Source organism: Methylobacterium sp. Leaf117 (genome assembly GCF_001422985.1).
GTDB lineage: Bacteria > Pseudomonadota > Alphaproteobacteria > Rhizobiales > Beijerinckiaceae > Methylobacterium.
The window spans coordinates 35,978-59,087 of the sequence record NZ_LMNL01000023.1 but is presented as its reverse complement, the minus strand read 5'-3'; the positions used below and the strand labels follow the sequence as shown (position 1 = coordinate 59,087).

Annotated in this window: 25 protein-coding genes and 1 pseudogene; 14 read left to right on the top strand and 12 right to left on the bottom strand. The window is 69.6% G+C overall.

The genetic code is table 11. The features are described from left to right. Positions 1-23 precede the first annotated feature (23 nt). The 6 genes and pseudogenes from ccmE to ASF57_RS11675 form a co-directional block, all read left to right on the top strand. Positions 24-455: pseudogene (ccmE, locus tag ASF57_RS11700) on the top strand (cytochrome c maturation protein CcmE); the annotation flags it as partial. A 223-nt stretch (positions 456-678) separates the two neighbouring features. After that, on the top strand, positions 679-2,682 hold the full coding sequence (locus ASF57_RS11695) for a heme lyase CcmF/NrfE family subunit (RefSeq protein WP_056178517.1): 2,004 nt from the start codon (positions 679-681) through the stop codon (positions 2,680-2,682). After that, positions 2,679-3,149, top strand: a complete 471-nt coding sequence (locus ASF57_RS11690; RefSeq protein WP_056483469.1) for a cytochrome c-type biogenesis protein — start codon at positions 2,679-2,681, stop codon at positions 3,147-3,149. The genes ASF57_RS11695 and ASF57_RS11690 overlap by 4 nt, the downstream gene beginning before the upstream one ends. 138 nt (positions 3,150-3,287) lie before the next feature. Then, positions 3,288-3,986, top strand: coding sequence for a DUF1007 family protein (locus tag ASF57_RS11685; protein WP_056483467.1), 699 nt, complete (start codon positions 3,288-3,290; stop codon positions 3,984-3,986). Further along, positions 3,977-4,984: a nickel transporter gene (locus tag ASF57_RS11680; protein WP_056483464.1), complete on the top strand. Its 1,008-nt coding sequence runs from the start codon at positions 3,977-3,979 to the stop codon at positions 4,982-4,984. Before ASF57_RS11685 ends, ASF57_RS11680 begins: the two co-directional genes overlap by 10 nt. 96 nt (positions 4,985-5,080) lie before the next feature. After that, positions 5,081-5,857 carry a hypothetical protein gene (locus ASF57_RS11675; RefSeq protein ID WP_244476915.1) on the top strand — a complete coding sequence of 259 codons (777 nt, stop codon included), beginning with the start codon at positions 5,081-5,083 and terminating at the stop codon, positions 5,855-5,857. Here ASF57_RS11675 and ASF57_RS11670 read toward each other — a convergent pair. Then, positions 5,812-6,396 (bottom strand): histidine phosphatase family protein, encoded by a 585-nt coding sequence (locus ASF57_RS11670; RefSeq protein ID WP_056178504.1) that lies wholly within the window; start codon positions 6,394-6,396, stop codon positions 5,812-5,814. The genes ASF57_RS11675 and ASF57_RS11670 overlap by 46 nt on opposite strands. A 209-nt stretch (positions 6,397-6,605) precedes the next feature. Then, the gene (gene irr / locus ASF57_RS11665) at positions 6,606-7,115 is read right to left on the bottom strand and encodes a Fur family transcriptional regulator Irr (RefSeq protein WP_056178502.1); all 510 of its coding nucleotides are present in this window, start codon (positions 7,113-7,115) and stop codon (positions 6,606-6,608) included. Positions 7,116-7,499: 384 nt separating this feature from the next. On the opposite strand from irr, the gene fabA reads away from it, so the two are divergent. The 3 genes from fabA to fabI all read left to right on the top strand — a co-directional run bounded on the left by fabA (position 7,500) and on the right by fabI (position 10,736). Continuing rightward, complete coding sequence (fabA, locus tag ASF57_RS11660) at positions 7,500-8,066, top strand: 3-hydroxyacyl-[acyl-carrier-protein] dehydratase FabA (protein WP_056483461.1); 567 nt, start codon at positions 7,500-7,502, stop codon at positions 8,064-8,066. Between the two features lie 172 nt (positions 8,067-8,238). Next, complete coding sequence (gene fabB, locus ASF57_RS11655) at positions 8,239-9,465, top strand: beta-ketoacyl-ACP synthase I (RefSeq protein ID WP_056483458.1); 1,227 nt, start codon at positions 8,239-8,241, stop codon at positions 9,463-9,465. A gap of 437 nt (positions 9,466-9,902) precedes the next feature. Continuing rightward, positions 9,903-10,736, top strand: coding sequence for an enoyl-ACP reductase FabI (fabI, locus tag ASF57_RS11650; RefSeq protein ID WP_056178491.1), 834 nt, complete (start codon positions 9,903-9,905; stop codon positions 10,734-10,736). 36 nt (positions 10,737-10,772) lie between these two features. On the opposite strand, the gene ASF57_RS11645 is transcribed toward fabI, so the two are convergent. From ASF57_RS11645 to ASF57_RS11625, 5 genes are all read right to left on the bottom strand, one after another. Further along, on the bottom strand, positions 10,773-11,342 hold the full coding sequence (locus ASF57_RS11645) for an NUDIX hydrolase (RefSeq protein ID WP_056178488.1): 570 nt from the start codon (positions 11,340-11,342) through the stop codon (positions 10,773-10,775). Positions 11,343-11,450: 108 nt separating this feature from the next. Further along, positions 11,451-11,720: a hypothetical protein gene (locus ASF57_RS11640; RefSeq protein ID WP_244476914.1), complete on the bottom strand. Its 270-nt coding sequence runs from the start codon at positions 11,718-11,720 to the stop codon at positions 11,451-11,453. Further along, entirely contained in the window at positions 11,717-12,250 is a 534-nt protein-coding gene (locus ASF57_RS11635; protein ID WP_082503892.1) for an RNA polymerase sigma factor region1.1 domain-containing protein, read from the bottom strand. The genes ASF57_RS11640 and ASF57_RS11635 overlap by 4 nt, the downstream gene beginning before the upstream one ends. A 158-nt stretch (positions 12,251-12,408) precedes the next feature. Continuing rightward, positions 12,409-13,452 carry a YihY/virulence factor BrkB family protein gene (locus tag ASF57_RS11630; RefSeq protein WP_056483452.1) on the bottom strand — a complete coding sequence of 348 codons (1,044 nt, stop codon included), beginning with the start codon at positions 13,450-13,452 and terminating at the stop codon, positions 12,409-12,411. Between the two features lie 62 nt (positions 13,453-13,514). Next, a complete protein-coding gene (locus ASF57_RS11625) occupies positions 13,515-14,522 on the bottom strand; it encodes a LysR family transcriptional regulator (protein WP_082503891.1) in 1,008 nt (335 codons plus the stop codon). 98 nt (positions 14,523-14,620) lie between these two features. Between ASF57_RS11625 and ASF57_RS11620 the strand changes: the two genes are divergently transcribed. From ASF57_RS11620 to ASF57_RS11605, 4 genes are all read left to right on the top strand, one after another. Further along, complete coding sequence (locus tag ASF57_RS11620; RefSeq protein WP_200935855.1) at positions 14,621-15,232, top strand: YceI family protein; 612 nt, start codon at positions 14,621-14,623, stop codon at positions 15,230-15,232. A 34-nt stretch (positions 15,233-15,266) separates the two neighbouring features. Next, positions 15,267-15,869 (top strand): cytochrome b, encoded by a 603-nt coding sequence (locus ASF57_RS11615; RefSeq protein ID WP_056483449.1) that lies wholly within the window; start codon positions 15,267-15,269, stop codon positions 15,867-15,869. After that, complete coding sequence (locus tag ASF57_RS11610; RefSeq protein ID WP_056483446.1) at positions 15,866-16,462, top strand: YceI family protein; 597 nt, start codon at positions 15,866-15,868, stop codon at positions 16,460-16,462. The genes ASF57_RS11615 and ASF57_RS11610 overlap by 4 nt, the downstream gene beginning before the upstream one ends. A 383-nt stretch (positions 16,463-16,845) precedes the next feature. Continuing rightward, positions 16,846-18,024, top strand: a complete 1,179-nt coding sequence (locus tag ASF57_RS11605; protein ID WP_056483443.1) for an MFS transporter — start codon at positions 16,846-16,848, stop codon at positions 18,022-18,024. 124 nt (positions 18,025-18,148) lie between these two features. Here the strand turns inward: ASF57_RS11605 and ASF57_RS11600 are convergent, their stop codons facing one another. After that, complete coding sequence (locus tag ASF57_RS11600; protein WP_056178469.1) at positions 18,149-18,454, bottom strand: hypothetical protein; 306 nt, start codon at positions 18,452-18,454, stop codon at positions 18,149-18,151. 167 nt (positions 18,455-18,621) lie between these two features. Continuing rightward, on the bottom strand, positions 18,622-18,945 hold the full coding sequence (locus ASF57_RS11595) for an ATPase inhibitor subunit zeta (protein ID WP_082503952.1): 324 nt from the start codon (positions 18,943-18,945) through the stop codon (positions 18,622-18,624). 300 nt (positions 18,946-19,245) lie between these two features. On the opposite strand from ASF57_RS11595, the gene ASF57_RS11590 reads away from it, so the two are divergent. Then, positions 19,246-20,691, top strand: coding sequence for a phospholipase D-like domain-containing protein (locus tag ASF57_RS11590; RefSeq protein ID WP_056483436.1), 1,446 nt, complete (start codon positions 19,246-19,248; stop codon positions 20,689-20,691). Here ASF57_RS11590 and ASF57_RS11585 read toward each other — a convergent pair. From ASF57_RS11585 to ASF57_RS11575, 3 genes are all read right to left on the bottom strand, one after another. After that, the gene (locus ASF57_RS11585) at positions 20,582-21,382 is read right to left on the bottom strand and encodes an endonuclease/exonuclease/phosphatase family protein (protein ID WP_244476938.1); all 801 of its coding nucleotides are present in this window, start codon (positions 21,380-21,382) and stop codon (positions 20,582-20,584) included. The genes ASF57_RS11590 and ASF57_RS11585 overlap by 110 nt on opposite strands. A 95-nt stretch (positions 21,383-21,477) precedes the next feature. After that, the gene (locus tag ASF57_RS11580) at positions 21,478-22,404 is read right to left on the bottom strand and encodes a histone deacetylase family protein (protein WP_056483429.1); all 927 of its coding nucleotides are present in this window, start codon (positions 22,402-22,404) and stop codon (positions 21,478-21,480) included. Between the two features lie 72 nt (positions 22,405-22,476). Next, positions 22,477-23,025, bottom strand: a complete 549-nt coding sequence (locus ASF57_RS11575) for a cupin domain-containing protein (protein WP_056178454.1) — start codon at positions 23,023-23,025, stop codon at positions 22,477-22,479. Between the last annotated feature and the right edge of the window lie 85 nt (positions 23,026-23,110).

Here is a 23,110-nt window from a genome sequence, read left to right as displayed (position 1 = left end):
GCCACCGAACCGGACCCCTTTCCGTGACACGCAAGAGCCGCCGCCTGATCCTGATCGCCGCCTGCGGTGCCGTGCTGGCCCTGGCGCTCGGCCTGATCCTGTCAGCCATGAGCGGATCGATCGTGTTCTTCCGCTCGCCCACCGAGGTGGCCTCCCAGGCGGTGACGCCGGGAACGCGCTTCCGCTTGGGCGGCCTCGTCAAGGACGGCTCCCTTCAGCGCGGGCCGGACCAGACCGTGGATTTCTCGGTGACGGACACCAACGCCACCGTGCAGGTGCAGTATCGCGGCCTGCTGCCGGATCTGTTCCGCGAGGGCCAGGGCGTGGTGGCCGAGGGCACGCTGCAGCCCGGCGGTATCTTCCGCGCCGATACGGTGCTGGCCAAGCACGACGAATCCTACATGCCGCGCGAGGTCGCCGATGCGCTGAAGGCGCAGGGCCGTTGGCAGGAGGGCAAGGGCATGGTCGACAAGGGTATGGTCGACAAACCCAGCCCGGCCGCCGAGGCCAAGCCTTCGGTGGGGGACAAGACCCTCGGTCAGCGCAGCGAGCGATGATGCGCCGCCGCGTCCAACATCTCGCCTCGCGACCCTCCGCTTTTCGACCCTTCGCCTCTCGACCCTTCGCCTCTCGACCCTTCGCCCCTCGGTCACTCTTTCCCGGAAGGACACCCCAGCCTTGCTGATCGAGGTCGGCCATTTCGCGCTGGCGCTGGCGCTGGCCCTGTCCCTGGTTCAGGCGGTGATGCCGGTCTGGGCCGCGCGTTCCGGCGACCAGGCCCTGCGGGCGGTGGCCACGCCGGCGGCCCTGGGCGCCTTCGCCTGCATCCTGTTCAGCTTCGGCGCGCTGACCTACGCCCATGCCACGTCGGATTTCTCGGTCCAGAACGTGATCGAGAACTCGCACACCACGAAGCCCTTCCTCTACAAGATCTCCGGCGTCTGGGGGAACCACGAGGGCTCGATGCTGCTCTGGGTCCTGATCCTGGCCCTGTTCGGAGCCCTGGTGGCGGTGGCGCGCGATTCGGTGCCCCCGACCCTACGGGCCAACACCCTCGCGGTGCAGGGCCTGATCACCTTCGTGTTCGTGCTCTTCATCATCACGACCTCGAACCCGTTCACCCGGGTGAGCCCGGCCCCGGCCGAGGGCAACGACCTCAACCCGTTGCTGCAGGATTTCGGCCTCGCGGTGCATCCGCCGCTGCTCTACGTCGGCTATGTCGGCTTCTCGATCACCTTCGCGTTCGCCATCGCGGCGCTGATCGAGGGCCGCATCGACGCCGTCTGGGCGCGGGCCGTGCGGCCCTGGACGCTGACCGCCTGGAGTTTCCTGACGCTCGGGATCGCGATGGGCTCGTACTGGGCCTATTACGAGCTCGGCTGGGGCGGCTGGTGGTTCTGGGACCCGGTCGAGAACGCCTCGCTGATGCCCTGGCTCGCCGGCACCGCCCTGCTGCACTCCACCGTCGTCATGGAGAAGCGCGACGCCCTGAAGGTGTGGACGGTGCTGCTCGCCATCCTGACCTTCTCGCTCTCGCTGCTCGGCACCTTCATCGTGCGCTCGGGCGTGCTGACCTCGGTCCACACCTTCGCCACCGACCCGACCCGCGGCGTGTTCATCCTCGCCATCCTGATCCTGTTCATCGGCGGCTCGTTCACGCTCTTCGCCTGGCGGGCCCCGATGCTGCGCCAGGGCGGCATCTTCGCGCCGATCTCCCGCGAGGGCGCGCTGGTGATGAACAACCTGTTCCTGGCCGCCGCCTGCGCGACGGTGTTCGTCGGAACGCTCTACCCGCTGTTGCTGGAGATGCTGACCGGCGAGAAGATCTCGGTGGGACCACCCTTCTTCAACTACACCTTCATTCCCTTGGCGATCCCCCTGCTGCTCATCGTGCCCTTCGGCCAGACCCTGGCGTGGAAGCGTGGCGACGTGCACGCGGCGACACAGCGCTTGTTCGCGGCCCTGGCCGTCGCCCTGGTGATCGGACTCGCCGTCCTGGCCCTGACCTGGGGCGGACCGATGATGGCCCCGGTCGGCATCGGCCTCGGCGCCTACCTCGTGGTCGGCTCCGCCATGGAGATCGTCTCGCGGGCCCGCGGCTACGGCGCCAATCGCACCCGGGGCGCCGCCGCGATCTGGCGCCGCGCCGCCGGCCTGCCGCGCTCGGCCTGGGGCACGGCCCTGGCCCATGCGGGCGTCGGCGTGGTGGTCCTCGGCATCGCCGCCCAAGGCTGGGCGACGGAAGGCCTGAAGACCCTGAAGCCCGGCGAATCCCTGGCGTCCGGCCCCTACGTGGCCACCCTCGACCGGGTCGGCCCGCGCGCCGGCGAGAACTACGCCGAGACCGCCGCCTTCCTCACCATCCGCAATACCGGCGGCGACTTCATCGGGACGGTGGAGACCGGCAAACGGTTCTATCCGAGCCGCAAGATGACGGTGACCGAATCCGGCCTGCTGACCATCGGGGCGAGCCAGGTCTATGCCAGCCTTGGCGAGGTGCTGCCCGAGGGCGCCATCGGCCTGCGGCTGTACTACAAGCCCCTCGTGCTGCTGATCTGGCTCGGGGCGGTGGTGATGGCGCTCGGCGGCGCGGTGTCGCTGACCGACCGGCGCATGCGGGTCGGCGCCCCGGCGCGGGCGAAGGCCAAGGCGCTGCCCCCCGGCATGGCGCCCGCCGAATGAGCCGCGCGCCCGCCAGACGCGCGGCCGTCGCGCTCGCCCTCTCGCTCGCAGCCACGGGCGGCGCCCGCGCGGTTCAGCCGGACGAGGTTCTCAAGGACCCTGTGATGGAGGCGCGGGCACGGGACATCTCGTCGGGCCTGCGATGCCTCGTATGCCAGAATCAGTCCATCGACGATTCCGATGCGCCCCTGGCGCGGGATCTGCGCCTCATCGTGCGCGAGCGCCTGAAGGCGGGAGACGACGACGCGCAGGTGCAGTCCTACGTGGTCGGGCGCTACGGCGAATACGTGCTCCTGCGCCCGGTCTTTGCCCTGCACACCCTGCTGCTCTGGCTCACCCCGATCGCAGTGGTGATCCTCGGACTGTTCGGTCTCTGGCGCCTGTCGCGCCGCCGGGTGGAGTCGGCCCCCGAAGGCCTCAGCGCCGCCGAGCAGGCCGAGATCACCGCGCTGACCCGGCGGGACTGATCGGAGGCCGCCCCCACGGCCTCCCGGTCCGGCGCCTCGCTTTCGCCCCACTGACCCCGGAGACATCGGATCGCGCAGAGCCACGCGGTCAGCGCCTGTTAACGATGTCTTCACCTTAAGTCGCGAGCGTCCCGTGCCATGCCGATCGCGTCGCCGTTCCGCCTCCTGACCCTCTGCGGGCTGACGCTCGCGGCGTCCAGCCTCGCCACGCCGAGCCTTGCCCATCCGCACGTCTGGGTGACGACCAAGGCCGAAATTGCCTATGGCGAAGGCGGGCGGGTGACGGGCATCCGGCACGCCTGGAGCTTCGACGCCTCCTACTCGGCCTTCGTCACGCAGGGGCTCGACGCCAACAAGGACGGCAAGCTCACGCCTGACGAACTCGCCGGCCTCGCCGCCGAGAACACCGCCAATCTCGCCGAATTCGCCTACTTCACCAAGATGAAGGTCGGCGGCAAGGAACAGGCCTTCGCCGATCCAATCGAGCCCCGCATGGTCATGGAGGGCGACAAGCTCACGCTGAGCTTTCTGCTGCCCCTCAAGACGCCCGTGGCGCAGGGCCGCGGCGTCACCGCCCTGGAGGTCTACGATCCGACCTTCTTCGTCTCGTTCGCCCTGGCGGAGGGCAGCGATGCGGCCCGCCTCGCCGGAGCGCCAGCCGGGTGCGCTGCCACGGTGACGCGCCCGAAGACCGATCCGGGAGCGGACGGCAGATCTGTGGACGGCAAAACGGCGGATGCCAAGCCGGGGATGTCGGAAGCCTTCTTCGAGGCCCTGACCTCGGCCTCCAATTACGGGCTCCAATTCGCCAATCGGGTCATCGTCGCATGTCCGTAGGCGCCGCCCTCGAGACCGGATCGCCCCGGTCCGCCCGGCGTCTCGGCCGACAGGCGCTCCTCGCCCTCGGGGCGGTGGTGGCGGCGACACTCATCGTCGCCGGCCTCGTCTGGCTGGTGAGCCCCGAGATGCGGGCGCCGGCGCCGCGCTCCCCCTTCGGGATCGGCTTTCGCGAGGCCGCCCCTGCCGCCACCGGCCTCGGCAGCTGGATCCTCGCCCTGCAATCGAGCTTTTCGCGCAGCCTTCAGGCCTCGGTCCAGGCGCTGAAGCAGGACGGCCCCTGGGGGCCGATGATGCTGCTGGGCTTCAGCTACGGCGTCTTCCACGCCGCTGGCCCGGGTCACGGCAAGGCGGTGATCGCCGGCTACATCGTCGCCGGCGAGCGAGCCCTGACGCGCGGCTTCACCCTGAGCTTCGCCGCTGCCCTGCTGCAGGCGCTCGTGGCCATCGCCCTCGTGGGGATCGGCACGCTGGTGCTCGGCGCCACCGCCGCGGGCATGACCCGCGCCGGCACGGTGATCGAGACCGTCAGTTTCGCCCTGGTGGCCCTCCTCGGCCTCAGCGTCACCTGGCGCAAGGCCGGACGGCTCGCCGGCCTCGGAAACGCCGCCTGCGCGCCCGATTGCGGGCACGTCCACCTCACCGACGCGACCGCCCTCGCACGCCTCCACACTTGGCGCGAGCGGGCCGGGGTGGTGCTGGCAGCCGGCACGCGTCCGTGTGCCGGGGCCGTCCTGATCCTGGTCTTCTCCGCCTCGCAGGGCCTTCTTGCCGCCGGCATCGCCGCGACCTTCGCGATGGCGCTCGGCACCGCCCTGACCACGGGCGCGCTCGCCAGCCTCGCGGTCTTCGCCAAGGCCTTCGCCCTTCGGCTCGCGGGCGGACGCGGCCAGGCTGGCGCCCGCGCGGTCGGGACGCTCGAACTCCTGGCGGGCGCCTTCGTGCTGGTGCTCGGCCTCGCCATGCTGGCCGGGCTCGCGGCCAATCTCGGCGTCTGAAGGCGGGGGGCGCTCGTCAACCTCTCTCGTGAAGCTCTCTCGCCAAGCCCTGTGCGACGTGCCAGTCTCCCGGAGACCGGCGGGAGATCCTGAGGCATGGCGGCGGGCTTCGAACAGATTCTGAACTGGCGGCTCCTGGCCGGCTCCCATGATTTTCCCGGCCCGGACGGCGGCACCTGCATCAACGAAGCCGCCATCGTGGCGGCGGGCCTGCCCTACCGGGCGATCCGCGCCTCGACCGATTGCCCGCCCTGCTTCTCGCAACCCCTCGCGGCCTATGCCCTCGGGCTGAACGACGCCATGCCGGATGGTGAGCGCCCCCGGCTGATGGCCTTCGTGCTCCGCCTTGCCGGCTCCACCGCCGAACCTGAGACCGAGGCGCGGCGCGTCGCCTTCCTGGCCGAGGCCAGCGTTCGGCGGATCCTGCCTCCCCTCCTCGACACTGCTGGTCTCCCGGCCCTCGCCGCCCGCTGCGACGGCGCGTGTGGCCCCGAGGGTGCGCGCACGGCGGCCCGCGATGCGGCCTGGGAGGGTGGAGCGTTGGCCGATGCCGCGTCGCGACGGGGCGCCTGGACCCAGGGCGCCCGCGCGTCGGCAGTGGCCCGCGCAGCCTCGGCGGCCGTGAAGGCGTTCTGCGATGCACGCTGTGCCGCCGAGGTCGCGGAAGGGGTCGCTCCCTTCATCGACGGAACCTGGGCGGTGGCCGCCCAGATCCTCGATGAGGCCCTGGCGCTTGGGCGCGGCGCCCCGTCGATCGATGCGGGGCTGGCGCGGGACCGTTTCGATGCCGCGCGAGCACGGGCTGGCCTGCGCGGTCCGGGCTCGAGTCAGACGAGGACCGGCTCGGCGGTGGGGTCGAACGTGACGGTCTGACAATTGTCGAGCCAGACCCCGGTCAGGTGGTAGAAGAAGGTGCCGTGCCCGACCACCGCGATGCTGCGCTCCGGCCGGGCAGCCAACCAGTCGCGAAAACCGAGGACGCGGGCATCGAACAGGGTTCGGGGCTCGATGTGCACGCCGCTCGCATCCGGCTCGCCCTCGGCGTGCCACCAGATTTCCGGCAGGTGATCGACCGCCACGTCGGGGAACTCGGTGGCCAGGATCGAAGCGGCGCGGCCGACGTCGCAACTGCTCTCCTGGCATTCGCGGTGCAGCACCTCCACGAGGATACGCGGCCGGCTCGGATGGTCGCCGAAGATACCCTGGGTGGTCTGGATCGCCCGGGTCAGCGGCGACGTGACCACGAGGTCGAAGGGGATGTCGTGCAGGGCTGTCCGGGCCGCCTGGACCTGGCCCAGGCCGCGCTCGGTCAGCCGGGCGTCCACATGTCCCGGGTCGCGCCCGGTCAGCCGATGGGCGGCGTTGAAGGTCGATTCGCCGTGGCGGACGCAGACGATGCGGGAGGGAGCCATACCAGTCCGGTGTCAGAGGGGAGACGGGAGAGGCGGCCGGAGCCGCCGGAGCGATCATTCGCCCAGCGATAACCCGGGCCGGTCCCCATCGTTGCGGGACCGCCGCTCACGACGGGAGGAGGACGACACCGGGACGGCTCCCGCGAACGAAAAAGGCCCGGTTGCCCGGGCCTCGATCGTGGTCTTGCGGGATACACTGTCGTCTTGGTTCAGGCCTTGCGGGCCAAGGGGGTGCGGCGACGCAGGCGCACGATGACCTCGACGCCGGCGATTTCCATGCCCTCGGGCGCATCCGGCAGCGAATCGACCGTGATCCCGCAATCGGGCATGTCCAGCACCTGCCCCTCGTCCTCGAGGAAGAAGTGGTGGTGCTCGCTCGGATTGGTGTCGAAATAGGCCTTCGAGCCGTCGAGCGCGAGCTGACGCAGCAGGCCCGCCTCGGTGAACTGGTGCAGGGTGTTGTAGACGGTGGCCAGCGACACCGGCACCTTGGCGCGCATCGCCTCGTCGTAGAGCATTTCCGCCGTGAGGTGACGATCGCCCCGTCCGAACAGCAGCCAACCCAGGGACAGGCGCTGACGGGTCGGGCGCAGACCCGCCCGGCGCAGACGATCGCGCAGATCCGACAACGGACATCCGCGACGGCCGGCAGCCGCATCGCCGGCGGAAACGGAAGTCCGCGCGTTCAGCACGGCCTGCAGGGGCAGAAGGTTCGACATCGGGCTGACAAACATCCCACGCGGAAAACAGAACAGAATGAGGGAATATCTATACGGAACCCGCCGTCCTACCGCAACCCGAGCCACGCGCGGGGCTGCCAGACCGGCCCCTGGGTCCGGCCCATCGTCGGCCTCCCCGTTTCAAGTCCCCCGGCATTCCCGTGCAGTGTTCCTCGGCGGATCTTCCGATCCCAGGCATCGACTTCGGGAGAACTTCGGGAGCCGGGGCAGCTTTGAGGTGCACAGGCCCTGTGTTAACGAAGCGCCGATTTCGCGCCGCATCGCCGGCGGAACCGGCTCGCGCCGGGTCCGCATCGGGGTTCGCGACACGAGCCCCAGGGGCCCCGCGCCCCGGACCCATCCTCGAGGACCGAACCGCTCATCATGTCTTCCGCTTCCGATCCGAACGCTCCGTCGGGCACCGCCCCGGCGACCGCCGCGCCCCAGCGGGCCTCGCACTATTCCTACGAGGAACTGCTCGCCTGCGGCCGTGGCGAGCTGTTCGGCGCCGGGAACGCGCAGCTGCCGCTGCCGCCGATGCTGATGTTCGACCGCATCGTCTCGATCGCGTCGGAGGGCGGCGCCCACGGCAAGGGCCACGTGCTCGCCGAGTTCGACATCCGGCCGGACCTCTGGTTCTTCGGCTGCCACTTCAAGAACGATCCGGTGATGCCGGGCTGCCTCGGCCTCGACGCGCTCTGGCAGCTCGTCGGCTTCCACCTTGGCTGGCTCGGTGCTCCGGGGCGCGGTCGCGCGCTCGGCGTCGGCGAGGTCAAATTCTCGGATCAGGTCCTGCCCACGGTGACCAAGGTCGTCTACGGGATCGATATCAAGCGGGTCCGCCTCGGCAAGCTGGTGCTGGGCATCGCCGATGGCTGGCTCGAGGCCGACGGCACCCGCATCTACGAGGCGAAGGACCTGCGCGTCGCGCTGTTCCAGGCCCAGGCCTAGATTCCAAGCCTAGGCCCAGCTCTGGACCCAGTTCTAGACCCAAGCCGCGGGCGGATGAACCCGACGCGGTTGAGATCGGGACGCCCGAGTCCTACCTGAATCCACGCGAAGGTGCCGTCTCAAGAACAAGCACCGCGAAGAACAAGCCCCGGCGGCGGAGAGCATCGTGTCCATGCGGCGTGTCGTGATCACCGGGATGGGCATCGTCTCATCCATCGGCAACAACACCGAGGAAGTCCTCGCCTCCCTGCGCGAGGCGAAGTCCGGCATCGGGCGCTCGGCCTCCTACGCGGAGCACGGCTTCCGCAGTCAGGTCGAGGGTCGCCCGACCCTCGATCCCGAGGGCGTCGTCGATCGGCGTGCCATGCGCTTCCACGGCGGCGGCACCGCCTGGAACCACGTCGCCATGGACCAGGCGATCCGGAACGCCGGCCTCGAGGCGAGCGACGTTTCGAACGATCGCACCGGCATCATCATGGGCTCCGGCGGCCCCTCCACGAAGGTCATCGTCGAATCCGCCGCCATCGCGCTGGACAAGGGTCCGAAGCGCGTCGGCCCCTTCGCGGTGCCCAAGGCCATGTCCTCGACCGCCTCGGCGACACTGGCGACGTGGTTCAAGATCAAGGGTGTGAACTACTCGATCTCCTCGGCCTGCGCGACGTCGAACCACTGCATTGGCAATGCCGCAGAGGTCATCCAGGGCGGGCGCCAGGACATCATCTTCGCGGGCGGCTGCGAGGATCTCGACTGGACCCTCTCGGTGCTGTTCGACGCCATGGGCGCCATGTCGTCGAAGTACAACGACACCCCGGCCCGGGCCTCCCGCGCCTATGACGCCAATCGCGACGGCTTCGTCATCGCGGGCGGCGCCGGCGTGCTGGTGCTCGAGGAATACGAGCACGCCAAGGCGCGCGGCGCGACCATCTACGGCGAGATCGCCGGCTACGGCGCGACCTCGGACGGGTACGACATGGTCGCCCCTTCCGGCGAGGGCGCGGTGCGCTGCATGCGCCAGGCGATCGAGGGTCTGAAGGGCGCCAAGATCGACTACATCAACCCGCACGCCACCGCGACGCCGGTGGGCGATGCAAAGGAAATCGACGCCATCCGCGAGGTCTTCGGACGCGGCGACGCCTGTCCGCCGATCGCCGCCACCAAGTCGCTCACCGGCCACTCCCTCGGCGCGACCGGCGTGCAGGAGGCGATCTACGCGCTCTTGATGATGAACAACGACTTCATCTGCGAGAGTGCCCATATCGACGAGATCGACCCGGCCTTCGCCGACATGCCGATCCTGCGCCAGCGCCGGGACGGGGCCAAGCTCGGCCACGTCCTGTCGAACTCCTTCGGCTTCGGCGGCACCAACGCGACGCTGGTGCTCAAGCACGTCGACGCCTGACCCGCGTGATCCGGAGCGCAGGCGCAGTGGTGTGGCCGCAGCTTAACGGTTCGTTCACGGCTCCGGGGAACCCAAAACAGTCTTCCGCCGTTCCTTGTTTCTGAAGGAATTCTGGAAGGCTCCGCCATGTTGTGGTTCGCCCTCGGGACGGTCGGCGGCATCGCTCTTGCCGGGACCACCGCCGTCTACATCAAGCAGGTCATGATCGACCGCGCCAACTGCGACACCAACGGCCACTTCTGAAGGCCGCGCCCTCGCGACGCGGCAACCGATCGTTCTCGACAGACCCCGACGCGACCTCACCGCGACGGGGTCTGTGCGTTTTCGGGCCTATGCAGACCGGCCCGGGATTGGACAGGGCCACGAGCGCCGCGCTAAGCCTCCCCCAACGGTGATGGGTCCTCAGGCGGCCCGCGTTCTGCGTCCGGGGGAAGTGCATGACAGGTTTGATGGCGGGAAAGCGCGGCCTCATCATGGGGGTCGCCAACGATCACTCGATCGCCTGGGGCATCGCCAAGGTTCTGCACCGGCACGGCGCCGAACTGGCCTTCACCTATCAGGGCGACGCGCTGGGCCGCCGGGTGACGCCGCTGGCCGCCTCGGTCGGCTCGGACATCGTGCTGCCCTGCGACGTCGAGGACGTCGCCAGCGTCGATACGCTGTTCACGGCCCTCGATGCGCGCTTTCCGGACGGGCTCGACTTCGTGGTCCACGCGATCGGATTCTCCGACAAGGGCCAGCTCAAGGGCCGCTACGTCGACGTCACCACCCGCGAGAACTTTTCCCGCACGATGACGATCTCGTGCTTCTCCTTCACGGAGATCGCGCAGCGCGCGGCCAAGCGGATGCCGCGGGGCGGATCGCTGCTCACCCTGACCTATGGCGGCTCCACCCGGATCATGCCGAACTACAACGTGATGGGCGTGGCCAAGGCGGCCCTCGAAGCGTCGGTACGCTATCTCGCGGGCGATCTCGGCCCCGACGGCATCCGGGTCAACGCCCTCTCGGCCGGACCGATGCGGACCCTGGCCGGCGCGGGCATCGCCGACGCGCGCCTGATGTTCAACCACCAGAAGGCCCATGCGCCCCTCCGCCGGACCGTGACCCAGGAAGAGGTCGGCGGCTCGGCCATGTACCTGCTCTCGGAGCTGTCGGGGGGCGTCACCGGCGAGATCCATTTCGTCGATTCCGGCTACAACATCATCTCGATGCCGCGTCCCGACGTGCTCCAGGCCCAGGACGAGGCCGGCGTGATCGGCGACGCGGTCTGACCCCTTCGCCGACACCATCGCCCACCAGTTCGCCGATTACCCGGCGAACAGGTCCGGCCTGCGGACCCGCAGGGCCAGCACCAGGGTCAGGGTCTTGAGGTCTGTCAGCTCACAGCGCTCCGCCATGCGGGCGAGGTCGGCCAAAGGCATCTCGACGACGCGGATGTTCTCGTGCTCGCCCTCTGCGCCACCTCCGCCGGCCACGCGGTCGGCCTCGGCATAGGCCGCCAGGAACAGGTGGATGCGCTCCGTCGAGATGCCGCCGCAGGAATAGGTGGCGCCGACGAAGTCCAGGTCACCGAGGCGAAGGCCCGCTTCTTCCAGCACCTCGCGCCGGGCGTTCTCCTCGGGCGTGCCGTCGTCGATCAGCCCGGCCGGTGCTTCGAGCTGGCTCTGCTCCCCGTTGGCGTACAGGGCGGGAACGCGCAGCTCGCGCACCAGCGTCGCGACCCGGCGCTCGGGATTGTAGGGCAGCACGCCGACGGAATTGCCGTGGTCCTCGATTTCCCGCTCGGCCTCGCTGCCGTCGGCGAGGCGAACCCGGGCCAGCGTGTAGCGGCTCCAACCGTCATGGAGGGTGCGCAGGCTGAGGATCTCGGCTTTCAACGGCGATGTTTCCTTAGCCAAAGGGACGATGGCGAAAAGGGGTGATGAGGAACCGGGTGATAGCGAAGGAGGCCGACGCGGCGTCCCGGACGACGGTTCGGCCGGCACTCACGGCCCTCCGGCCAGCGCGCCCTCGATCACCATGATGAGGGCGTCGAGATCGATCCGCCCGTCGACCGTGAGATACCCCGGCTCGCTGGCATCAAGCGTCAGCCCGGGCTCGCCGATCTCGGCCTGACGCTGCAGCTCGGCGATGATCGCCTCCGCGATGGTGCCCTGGATGTCCATGTCGATCTCCCGCGTGCGCGTTCTGTCGGGGCCATCCTGGGCCAACGCCGGGGCGGGACCGAGGTTCGGGTATTCCAGGCCCAAGCTCATCGCCCGAGCAGCATCAGGACTGCGATCAGCAGGGCCAGCACGATCAGGCCCGCCACGAGCACCGCGCGCCCGACTCGGCCCTCTCTGACGGGCGGATCGGCCTCGGCCTGTCCCTCGCTGGAGGCTGACGGGGCCTCCTGCCGTGGCTTGGCGCCGGATACGCGCGGCGAGGAGGCGGGCACGGCCGGACTCGCGGGACCGAGGGCGGGCGCGAGCGGCACCGGCGCGATTCCACCCGGATGGGCGAGCCCTGGAACCAGATCCTCCAATTCCACCGCGATGCCGGCGGCATCGAGGTCCAGGACGACCTGCGCGATCGCCTCCGCGCTCATACTCTGGATCGGCAGGGCCGCCTGCAGGTCGGCCGGCGTGAGTTCGCCCCTCTGCCGTCCCAGGGCAATCAGGCGGTCGAGGTCGCGGCGCGGGAAAGCCGGGGCGCCGCTCGCCGGGGCGCCGCTCAATGTCGGCCGCCCGTCATGGCGTTCCCCCGGCGGCCCCGGCGGCTCCTCCCGGTGCGGGATGATCCGCATCTGCGGCCCGTATGCTGTCGCCGTCGGGCGTCTCGCCGGCCATCCGCCACTCCCTTCGCCAGACGCAGTCCGTGCGCCCCACGCGACGCTGTGGATCGAAAAACCCGGATGGCCGTGGCGCTGTTCCCCATATGTCGGAACCGGAGCCGGGTCCGCCCTCACGCCTGGCTCGGCCCCACGCTGTCGGCGGCATAGGCCTGCCGGACGCCCAGCGGCTTCGGGCGTCCCTCGGTGCTGTCGCACCCGGTCTGGCGCTCCATCTCCGAGTTGATCTCGGCCCCCACCAGCATGATCACGATCGACAGCCACATCCAGGTCATGAAGCCGATGCCGGCGCCGAGCGAGCCGTAGATGCGGTTGTAGCTGTCGAAGCTCGCCACGTACCAGGAGAAGAGCCCGGAGGCCGAGACCCAGAGCAGCGCCGCCAGGGTACCGCCCCAAGTCACCCAGCGCCACTTCGCCCGGTTCCGGCTCGGGCCGTAGCGGTAGATCAGCGACAGGCTGAGGCTCACGATGGCGAGGAGAACCGGCCAGCGCACGATTTGCAGGATCGTGTCGGTGGCGGTGACGACGCCGAGGCGATCGAGGATCGCGGGGAGCAGCACGACCGCGCTGGTGGAGACGAGGAAGAACACCACGCTGGTGATCGTGAACAGGAAGGTGGTGGCGTAGAAGCGGACCAGAGTGCGCTTCTCGCGCTCCTTGTAGATCACGTTCAAGGCATCGAAGAGCGCGCTGACCCCGGAATTGGCGCTCCACATGGCGATCAGCAGGCTGATGCCGGATGTGGTGCCGAGGGAGCCTGTGCCACGCTGGGCGATCCGTACGAGCTGATCCGACAGGAGCTGGAGGGCACCAGGGGGCAGGATATCCGCCAGGAGGCTGACATGCTGGCTGATGACGTTGGGGTCCGAGAACAGCCCGTAGATCGAGACCACGGCGACGAGGCCTGGGAAGACGGCGAGCAGGGCGAAGAACGCGACGCCCCCCGCCGTGGTCAGCACCCGGTCCTGCGGTATCGCCCAGACCACCCGCCACAGGATGTCCCGCCACCCGGCCCGGGGGATGTCGGCGGGATCGGTCGCGCGGCGCCCGCGGCCGGGCTCGTGCGCGCGCTGGCGCGCCTGCGTCAGTTCGTCCGGATTGAGCGCCCGGGTGCTCACCGAGCGCCAATCCTCACCCTCGTCCTCGTCTTGCACCATGCCGAGATCCCGCCGGACCGCTCGTCGCCGGAACGCTGCCGCGCGGCGTTCGCCCCGCGCCTTCACACTCTGCCTGAATGCGCATGATCCGTCGCCACCGAGGCGCGCACCCGCGTGGGACGATCATGCCCGGCCATGCCGCAGATCGCGGCCTGCCGGGCCATCTCCGCGCGGACATGCTCGCGGAACAGCCGCACCCGCGCGGGAAGCTCCCGCCCCGCGAGGGTGACGGCCCGCAGGGTTCCGCCCCGGCTGGCCCAGGCGGGCAGGACGCGCACGAGGTCGCCCCGGACCAGGGACTTGGCGGCGACGAGGCTGGGGATGTGGCCGATCCCGGCTCCCGCCAGGGTAAGGCGCAGCACCGTGGCGAAATCCGTCGCCCGTACGGCCGGGCGCAGGGTGACGCCCTGCTCCCGGCCATCGCCGTCGGAGACGAGGATCTGGGTGGCCCCGAGGCGCTCGCGGGCCAGTACCACATCGTGCGCCGACAACGCGGCGATCTCGACCGGGGCCGGGCGTTGCGCCAGATAGGCGGGTGCCGCGTAGAGACCGATGGTCAGATCGGCGAGGATCGGGGCGGTGTAGCCGCTGTCGGGATGGTCGCCACCGCCGAGACGGAGCGCCAGGTCGACCCGGTTGGCCGCAAGGTCGAGGCGGCTGTCGGTGATGAGAAGTTCGAGGGTGATCTGCGGGTGGAGCGCCCGAAAGCTCGCCACGAGGTCCGGCAGCACTTCGACCCCGAAATCGATCGAGGCCGTCACCCGCAGGTGACCGCTGGGCTGCGTGCGGGCGCCCCGGGCCGTCTGCAGGGCCTCGTCGAGGAGGGCGAGGCTCTCCAACGCCCGGGCATGGAAGGCGAGCCCTTCGGCGGTGGGCGAGACCGCCCGGGGCGTGCGGGCCAGCAGAGTCACCTTCAGCACCGATTCGAGGCGGGCCACGCGCCGGCTGACGCTGCCCTTGGTCTCGCGCAGGACCACGCCGGCCTGGGTCATGCTGCCGAGATCGACCACCGCGCAGAACGCACGCACGTCGTCGAGGTTTCCAGCGAAGGTTTCCAGATGCGCAACCATGTGTCCCCGATTAGCGCGCTATCGCACCGCGGGGAAGCGGCCTATCTGCGCTCCATCGAACGGCACCCCTCGGTGTCCCACGATCTCGGAGTCGCCACGTGATTCGTCTCTCCTCGTCGCTCATCGCCCTCACCCTCGCGCTCTCGGCACCCGCCCTGGCTCAGACCCCGCCGACCCGCGACCCGGCCCAGATCCAGGCCGGCACCTACGCGGTCGATCCCGGCCACACCCAGGTCGGCTGGACGGTCTCGCATATGGGCTTCTCGAACTACTCGGGCAGCTTCTCGGACGTGTCCGGCACCCTGGATCTGCAGCCGAAGAACCCCGGCGCCTCGAAGTTGTCGATCAAGATTCCGGTCGCCTCGGTGACGACGACCAGCGATAAGCTGACCGGCGAGCTGAAGGGCGACCAGTGGCTCGACGGGGCGAAGTTCCCCGAGATGACCTTCGTCTCCACGAAGGTGACGCCCGAGGGCAAGGACAAGGCCAAGGTCGCCGGCAACCTGACCCTGCACGGCGTGACGAAGCCCGTCACCCTCGACGTCAAGCTCATCGGCGCCGGCGTTAACCCGCTCAACAAGAAGGTCACGGTCGGCTTCGAGGCCACCGGCACGCTCAAGCGCTCGGAATTCGGCGTGAAAACCTACGTGCCACTGATCGGCGACGACCTGCACCTGACCATCGCGGGCGCCTTCGAACGCCAGGACTAAGCCTCGGCCGTCCACTAGACTCACGGAGAGCGTCATGATCGGGACCGCCCGCACTGCGCCCCGGCCGCGCTATACCCGCGTCGCCATCGCGCTGCACTGGCTCAGTGCGCTGGCGGTGCTCGGGCTGATCGCGATCGGTCTCGTCATGTCGCATGGGGACCTGGCGCCGATGCGCCGGTTCCAGCTCTATCAATGGCACAAGTCGGTCGGAATCACGGTGCTGGTCCTGTCGCTGCTGCGGCTCGGCTGGCGCCTGACCCATCGGCCGCCGCCGCTGCCCGCGACGCTGCCGGCCCGTGAGCGGGCCGGCGCCCACGCGGCGCACGCCCTGCTCTACGGCCTCCTCCTCGGCCTGCCGCTGATCGGCTGGGCCGTGGTCTCGGTCTCACCCTTCAACCTGCCGACCGTGCTCTACGGAATCCTGCCCTGGCCGCACCTCCCGGTGCTGCCCGAGCTGGCCGACAAGGCTGCCATGGAGGCGGTGCTCAAGCAGGTCCATGCCTGGGGGGCCTGGATCCTTATCGGTCTCCTGCTGCTGCATGTGGGCGCGGCCCTGCGCCACCACCTCGTCCTGCGCGACGACACCCTTCGGCGGATGCTGCCCCAAACCTCGCCTCCCTCTGGATCGTCGCCATGATCACCGTCCGTCTTGCCCTCGTCGCCGCCCTGGCTCTTGCGTCCCTGGCTATCGCTTCCCTGGCGCGACCCACCGGCGCCGAGGCCGCCGCCTGGACCGTGGATGCGGCCAAGAGCCGGATCGGGTTCTCGGGGGTCCAGGTCGGCGTACCGTTCCAGGGGCGGTTCAAGCGTTTCACCGCCCGGATCGACTTCGATCCCGCGGCCCCGGAGGCCGGGCACGCCGTGGTCGACATCGATCTGGCGAGCGCCGAGACCGGCGACGCCCAGCGCGACACCGCCCTGCCTCAGGCGGAGTGGTTCGACACCAAGGCGACGCCGCAGGCCCGTTTCGAGGCGACGTGGTTCGTCGCCAAGGGAGGTGATGCCTACGAGGCCGTCGGCACCCTGACGATCCGCGGCATCCGCCGCGACGCGATCCTGCCCTTCCGGCTGACCCGCGCGGGATCGACCGCCCGGGCGGTCGGGCACCTCGACCTCGTACGCACGCAGTTCGGCGTCGGACAGGGTCCCTGGGCCTCGGGCCAGTGGGTCGCCCTGGAGGTCGGCGTCGAGATCGACCTGACCGCGACGGAGACGGCGTCCAAGCCCTGAGACAGCGTCACGCCCTGAGACAGCGTGACCGGGCGTGCCAGTCATCGATCTCGTCAGGTCGCGCTCCGCTTGCGGCAGATCGCCAGCGCCTGCGTAACCGACAGGGCGTGGTGTCATTGCAGTCCGGTCGAGAAACGCGGACCCGGCAAGATGAGCCGGCCTTTTCCGCTGGATTCTATTCCGGGTACGTGGTCCTGGCACCTGGACATCTCGAGGCTTGCGACGAAATCTGTGGGTATGCTTCCGCTCCGGACGGCCCGTCCGGCCAGCGGCGATGATCTTCGCATCGACGTGGCCAGTTCCACCACGTATGGCGAAGGCCAGTCGAAACCGGGCTCGTCGGCCTTCGCAGGACGAGCGTCATCACACGAAAGACATCGGACCTGACGGCCGAGTTCTCGACCACGCGCTTGATCGTGATCCTGGCCTTCGCGGGCTTCGCCAGCACCTTCGCGGGCCGCTCCATCGAACCGCTCGTCGGCGTGCTGGCGCGCGACCTGCAAAGCGATCCCCATACGGTGGCGCTGCTCTCCACCGCCTTCGCCCTGCCCTACGCGCTGATCCAGCCCATCCTCGGCCCCGTCGGCGACGCTCTGGGCAAGGAGCGGATCATCGCGATCTGTCTCGCCATTCTTACCTTGGCGCTGGCCGGTTGCGCCGTCGCCACCAACCTCGACACCCTGTTCGTGCTGCGGATGATCGCGGGAGGCAGTGCCGGGGGTGTCGTCCCGCTCGCCCTGGCGCTGATGGGCGACCGCATCCCGATCGAGCGCCGCCAGGTCGCCATCGGCCGCTTTCTGGTGGCTGTCATCCTCGGGCAGCTCTCAGGCTCGACCTTCGCGGGGCTGATCGAGGGGGTGATCGGCTGGACCGGGGTCTTCGCCATCACCTCCGCGGTGGCGGCCCTGGGCTGCGGCGCGGCCTGGATCGGGTTCGACAGGAGGGACGCCGCGGCGGCCCGGCGTCCGGAATTCCGCACGGCGGTGGCGCGCTACCGCACCATCCTCGGCAATCCGCGGGCTCGCATCCTGTTCGGGGCCGTCTTCATCGAGGCGATCTCGGTGTTCGGGATCTTCCCCCACCTCGCGCCGCTGATCGAAGCGCGCGGCGAGGGCGGCGCCCGCGAGGCCGGACTGGCGCTCGCCGGCTTCGCCGCCGGGGGGCTACTCTATTCGGTCTCGGTCGGCCTGCTCCTGCGCTTCCTCGGAATGTCGCGAATGCTGATCGGCGGTGGGTTCATTTGCGCCGGGGCTCTCGTCACCCTCGGCCTCGCCGGCACCTGGCAGCTCGACTGCGCCGCTCTGGTGGCCATGGGTCTGGGCTTCTATATGCTCCACAACACCTTTCAGGTGCAGGTGACGGAGGTGGCGCCGACCGCCCGGGCCTCGGCGGTCGCGCTGCACGCCTTCTCGTTCTTCTGCGGGCAGGCGCTGGGCGTGGCGATCCTGGGAGGAGCCCTGCAGAGCCTGGGACAAGGGGCGTCCCTCGGTCTCTGCGCCCTGGTGATCGCCATCCTCGGGGTCGTCACGGCCCGGCGCCTGGCGACGACCCCCTCGCGCTAGAGTTTGTCGCGGATCGGTGGAAACCGGTTCTCCCGACCAGACATACGAAAACGAAAGCCTCGGGGGTCTGGCTGGTTCAGAAAGAACCTGACAGACTCTCGGACCCCCTCGCGCGAGCCGGCCCCTACTGGTTGCCGATCGAGGGACCGCCCGAAGTGCCGCCGGTGCCGGGCGGGCCGCTGGTCGGTGTCCCGCCGATGTTGACGCCCGGGGTGCTGCCGGGGACAGAGGTCGGGCTGGGGTTGCCGGGCACCGCCTGAGCCGGGCGGCCGGCCGGACCCGTTGCGTCGGGCACTTCGCCGGGCGCCATCGAGGGCGGCCTCACGCCCGTATTGCCGGCGCCACCGGTGGGCGCCAGCGTCTGGGCGAAAGCGGGTCCGCACAGGCACACGCCCCATGCCGCCGCGTGTACCAGGGTCCGGAAATGCATGGGTTCGTCCGTTTCGGTTGACGTCGGTGACGCAACCGCCGAAACACCCGGAAGTTCATGGGTCTGGACGTTGGTGGCCACGCGTTCCCGGATGGGCGCTCCTGTCTCCGGACCTCCGCGCCACCAGCCCCCTCACGTACCGACGCCTGTCCGGGCCGGAACGCGGTTCAATCCGGGCGAGGCGCCTGGGCTCCGGGTCCGGGTGGCCTGCACAACTGCTGGGCCAGGATTCCGATTTCGGCGGAGACGCCGTTCGCCCTCAGGTCGGCCTGGACCCGCTCCACGAGGGCCTGGCTGCGTGCCCCTTGGATAACCGAGGCCATCAGCTCGTCCGCGTAGGCGTCCGAGCTGAGCCGGTCGACGCCGAGCAGTTCGGCGGCATAGGCCGCCAGCGACTTCACGCCCTGACAATGCGCCAGGAACCACGCCTCCTCGGAGCGGACGAACCGCATCTCGGCCGCACGCTCGCGCTCCTCGAACAAGCGAGACATCCCCGCCACCCTCCCTGAATATTGGCCAAGTTTTACGCCAAATCCTCTTCGCCTCCATTTACGAGATCGAAGACCAGTTTACCTTCACAAAGATCAAGCAACGGCGCGATCTGGAGCACCCGCAGGGCTTTCCTGGCTTCGACCGGACGCAAGCCGGCGCGACCGGGCCGAGCGCTCTGGATGTTTCGTCATGCTCCCGCGCACTCGGACTTCCGCGCACTCGGACCTCCGCGCACCGGGAATTGGCGCAGCGGTCGACCTTGGCGTATCTCCCCGCTGGATCGAGGATCGGGAGCGGCGTTGGAACAGGCATTGCTCTCATGGATCGGCGCCCTGGCGTCGATTCCCGCCGAGGTCGTCTGGCTTGCGGGCGCCACCCTGTCGGGCCTGATCAGCATCCACATCCTCCTGCGCAAGCGCGAGGTCGGCGCGGCCATCGGCTGGATCGGACTGGTGTGGCTGGCGCCCCTGTTCGGCAGCGCGCTCTACGCCCTGTTCGGCGTCAACCGGGTCACGCGCCGGGCGCAGAAGCTGCGCATCAAGCCGTCGCGGCCCAACCCGGCTGACCGCGCGGAGGAGCCCGAAGGGCCGCCCCTCCCCGAGCGGTTCCGCCCCCTCGACCGGGCGGTCCAGCGCATCACCGCCCTCTCCCTCCAGGCCGGCAACCGCATCGAGACCCTGCGCAACGGCGATCAGGTCTATCCGGCAATGCTGGCGGCGATCGGCGAGGCGCAGCACTCGGTGGCGCTCTCGAGCTACATCTTCCGCAAGGATGAGATCGGGCGCGCCTTCCTGTCGGCGCTGGAGGACGCCCATCACCGGGGCGTCGCGGTGCGGGTCCTGGTGGATGGAATCGGCAGCGGCTACTTCTTCGCCGCCATCTATGGCGGGTTGCGACGGCGCGGCGTGCCGGTTGGCCGCTTCATGCATTCCGTGCTGCCCTGGCGGATGCCGTTTCTCAACCTGCGCACCCACAAGAAGCTGCTGATCGTCGACGGAGCGCTCGCCTTCACGGGCGGGATCAATATCGCCGACGAGAATCGCGTGACAACGAACCCGCCCGAGCCAGTGCGCGACGTCCATTTCCGCATCGAGGGACCAGTCGTGGCGCAGCTCACGGCGGCTTTCGCCAGCGACTGGGCCTTCGTGATGGACGAGGACTTGGAGGGGCCGCTCTGGTTTCCGCCCCTCGGCCCCTGCGGCGAGACCCAGGCCCGGGTCGTCACCTCGGGGCCGGACGCGGACCTGCGCAAGATCGAACTGGTGGTGCTCGAGGCGATCACCTGCGCCCGAACCAGCATCCGCCTCATGACGCCCTATTTCCTGCCGAGCGAGGTGCTGGTCAGTGCGCTCTCCCTCGCGGCCCTGCGCGGCCTCGCCGTGGACGTGATCATCCCGATGGACAGCGACCACGCCGTCGTCGACTGGGCGACGCTGGCCCATGTCGATCCGCTCCTGCGCAGCGACGTCCGGATCTGGCTCGACGATCCGCCGTTCGACCACGCCAAGCTCCTGGTGATCGACGACGTCTGGTGCTTCATCGGCAGCGCCAACTGGGACACCCGCAGCTTCCGCCTGAACTTCGAGCTGAACGTCGAGGCCTACGATCCGGGATTGGCCCGGCACCTCGATGCCTTCATGCGAGAAAAGATGAGCGTTCGGCTGACGCTCGAGGACCTGTCCCGCCGCGACCTCCCCGTCCGGCTGCGCGACGCAGGTGTCCGATTATTGCTGCCATACCTGTAGGCTTGTCGGCCTCCGCCGGGTCCCGCAGGGTGGCCCCCTGGGTCGGCGCCAGGTGGACGATGATCGGCCGGTGATCCGATTCCCCGCGCGGCAGCACGCTGCGGCCGTGGCAGGTCAGCCCGCGCACGAGGCAGCGGTCGAGCCGCAGGGGCACGACCCGCGCCATGGCGTGCGTCGGCAGGCGTGGACCGACGTCGCGGAAGCCCGGCAGCAGGGTCGGCCCGACGAGGTTGTAGTCGCCGATGACGGCGGCCCGTTCCGGCAGGCTCTGCTCGATGCAGCGCAACTGGCGGCGGTTGAGCACCTGCCCGTGCGAGAGATGGACGTTGGCGACGCCGAAGGCGCCGAGATCGATGACCTGACTGACCCGGTCGAACATCGCCCCGGCGGGCAGCGCGATGGCCTTCGGGGCCGTGACGAACGGCGTCGGGCTCCAGACCGCGAGGCCATGGATGCGCCCGGGCATCTGGGCCCAGGCATAATAGCCGCCGACTTTGGCCCGCAGACCCTCGATCTCCTTCGTGGCCTCCTGCATCAGCACGAGGTCGGGCTGCTCGCGCTCGATCAGCGCGGCGATGCCGGCGACGTTGGCGCCGACCCGCCGCAACAGGTTCCAGCTGACGATCTTGCGCAGGCCCGGCCTGTCCTGGCCCGGGCGCCCATGGGAGGTCTGGAGGGCACGGGCCGTCAGGCGGGCCAAGCGACGATCATTCAGCATTGTCACATAGGTGGGTCAGGCGCCCGTCTCGGAAAGCCCGAGCCGGCGCGTCGTCGGAACCAGCCCCGTCACGACTCCATGAGGACCGCCACGTGCGCGGCGGTGGATTCGGCGAGGCCGCGCAGGTCATAGCCGCCCTCCAGCAGGGAGACGATGCGCCCATTGCAGGCCTGCTCCGCAATCGTCATCACCGCACGGGTCGCCCAGGCAAAATCTTCCGCTTCCAGCATCAGGTTGGCGAGAGGGTCGCGCCAATGGGCATCGAAACCGGCCGAGATGACGATGAGGTCGGGCCGGAAATCCGTCAGGCGGGGCAGGATGCGCGCCGTGAACGCCTCGCGGAACCGCTCGCCGTCCGCTCCCGGCTTGAGGGGGGCGTTGACGATGGTGTCGTGGTCGCCGGATTCCGAGACCGCGCCGGTGCCGGGATAGAGCGGCATCTGGTGGGTGGAGCAGAACAGCACGGCGGGATCGGCCCAGAAGATGTCCTGGGTCCCGTTGCCGTGGTGCACATCCCAGTCGACGATGGCCACCCGCTCCACCCCGTAGGTGACCTTGGCATGACGGGCCGCGATCGCCGCGTTGTTGAACAGGCAGAACCCCATGGCGCGGGTGCGCTCGGCATGGTGGCCCGGCGGGCGCATGGCCGAGAAGGCGTTGCGGGCCTGGCCCGTCATCACCGCGTCGACGCCCTGGACCGCGGCACCGACCCCGCGCAGCACGCAGTCGATGGTGCCGGGCGACAGCACGGTATCGGAATCGACATGGACCAGTCCCTCGGCGGGGGCGGCCGCCACCATGGCCCGGACCCATTCCTCGGGATGGGCCAGCGCAACGGTCTCCAGGCTCGCGGGCTCCGGCGCCCGGCGGTCGAGGGCCGCGAAAGCCTCCGTCTCGAGCGCGTCCTGGACCGCCTGCATGCGCTCCGGCCGCTCGGGATGCCCATGCGGGGTCCGGTGCCCGAGGGCGGCCTCGTGGCTGAAGAGAAGGGTCATGCGGCGCTCCGAAGCCTGCGTCTACTCGTGGTATACCAGATCGTTCGGTGACGGCCAGAGGCGCATTCCACCTCAGAACGTCGGTGGCGTGCATGCGCTCACGACCTCGCAGGCGACGGGACCGACGCAGCGGAAGCGATGGGGACGGCGGCTGTCGAACGAATAGGCGTCGCCCGGTCCGAGGATGCGACGCTCCGAATCGACCGTCACCTCCAGGCGGCCGGACAGGATGATGCCGCCCTCCTCGCCGTCATGGACCAGGGGCACGCGGCCGGTATCGGCGCCCGGTTCGTAGCGCTCCCTCAGCAATTGCAGGCTGCGGCCGAACAGGTTGTCGCCGACCTGCCGGTAGGAGATCGGCGCCCGGCCGATCTCGGTGAGTTCGTCGGCGCGGTAGAACGCCTTGCGCGAGCGCTCCGGCTCCACCGCGAAGAACTCCGACAGGCCGATGGGAATGCCGTCGAGAATGCGCTTGAGGGCCCCCACGGAGGGGTTCACACCGTTCGATTCGATCAATGAGATTGTGGAATTCGGGACACCGGTGCGCTTGGCGAGCGCACGCTGCGACAGGCCGTGGGCGGTGCGGACGAAGCGCAGGCGCGCGCCGAGATCGATGCTCATCGGAACCCGTGAGTCGGCCCCAGGGCAGAACGCCCGTTAGGGATGTTCAGGATTCGCCGACATTGCCCGCAGAGCCCCCGTCTTA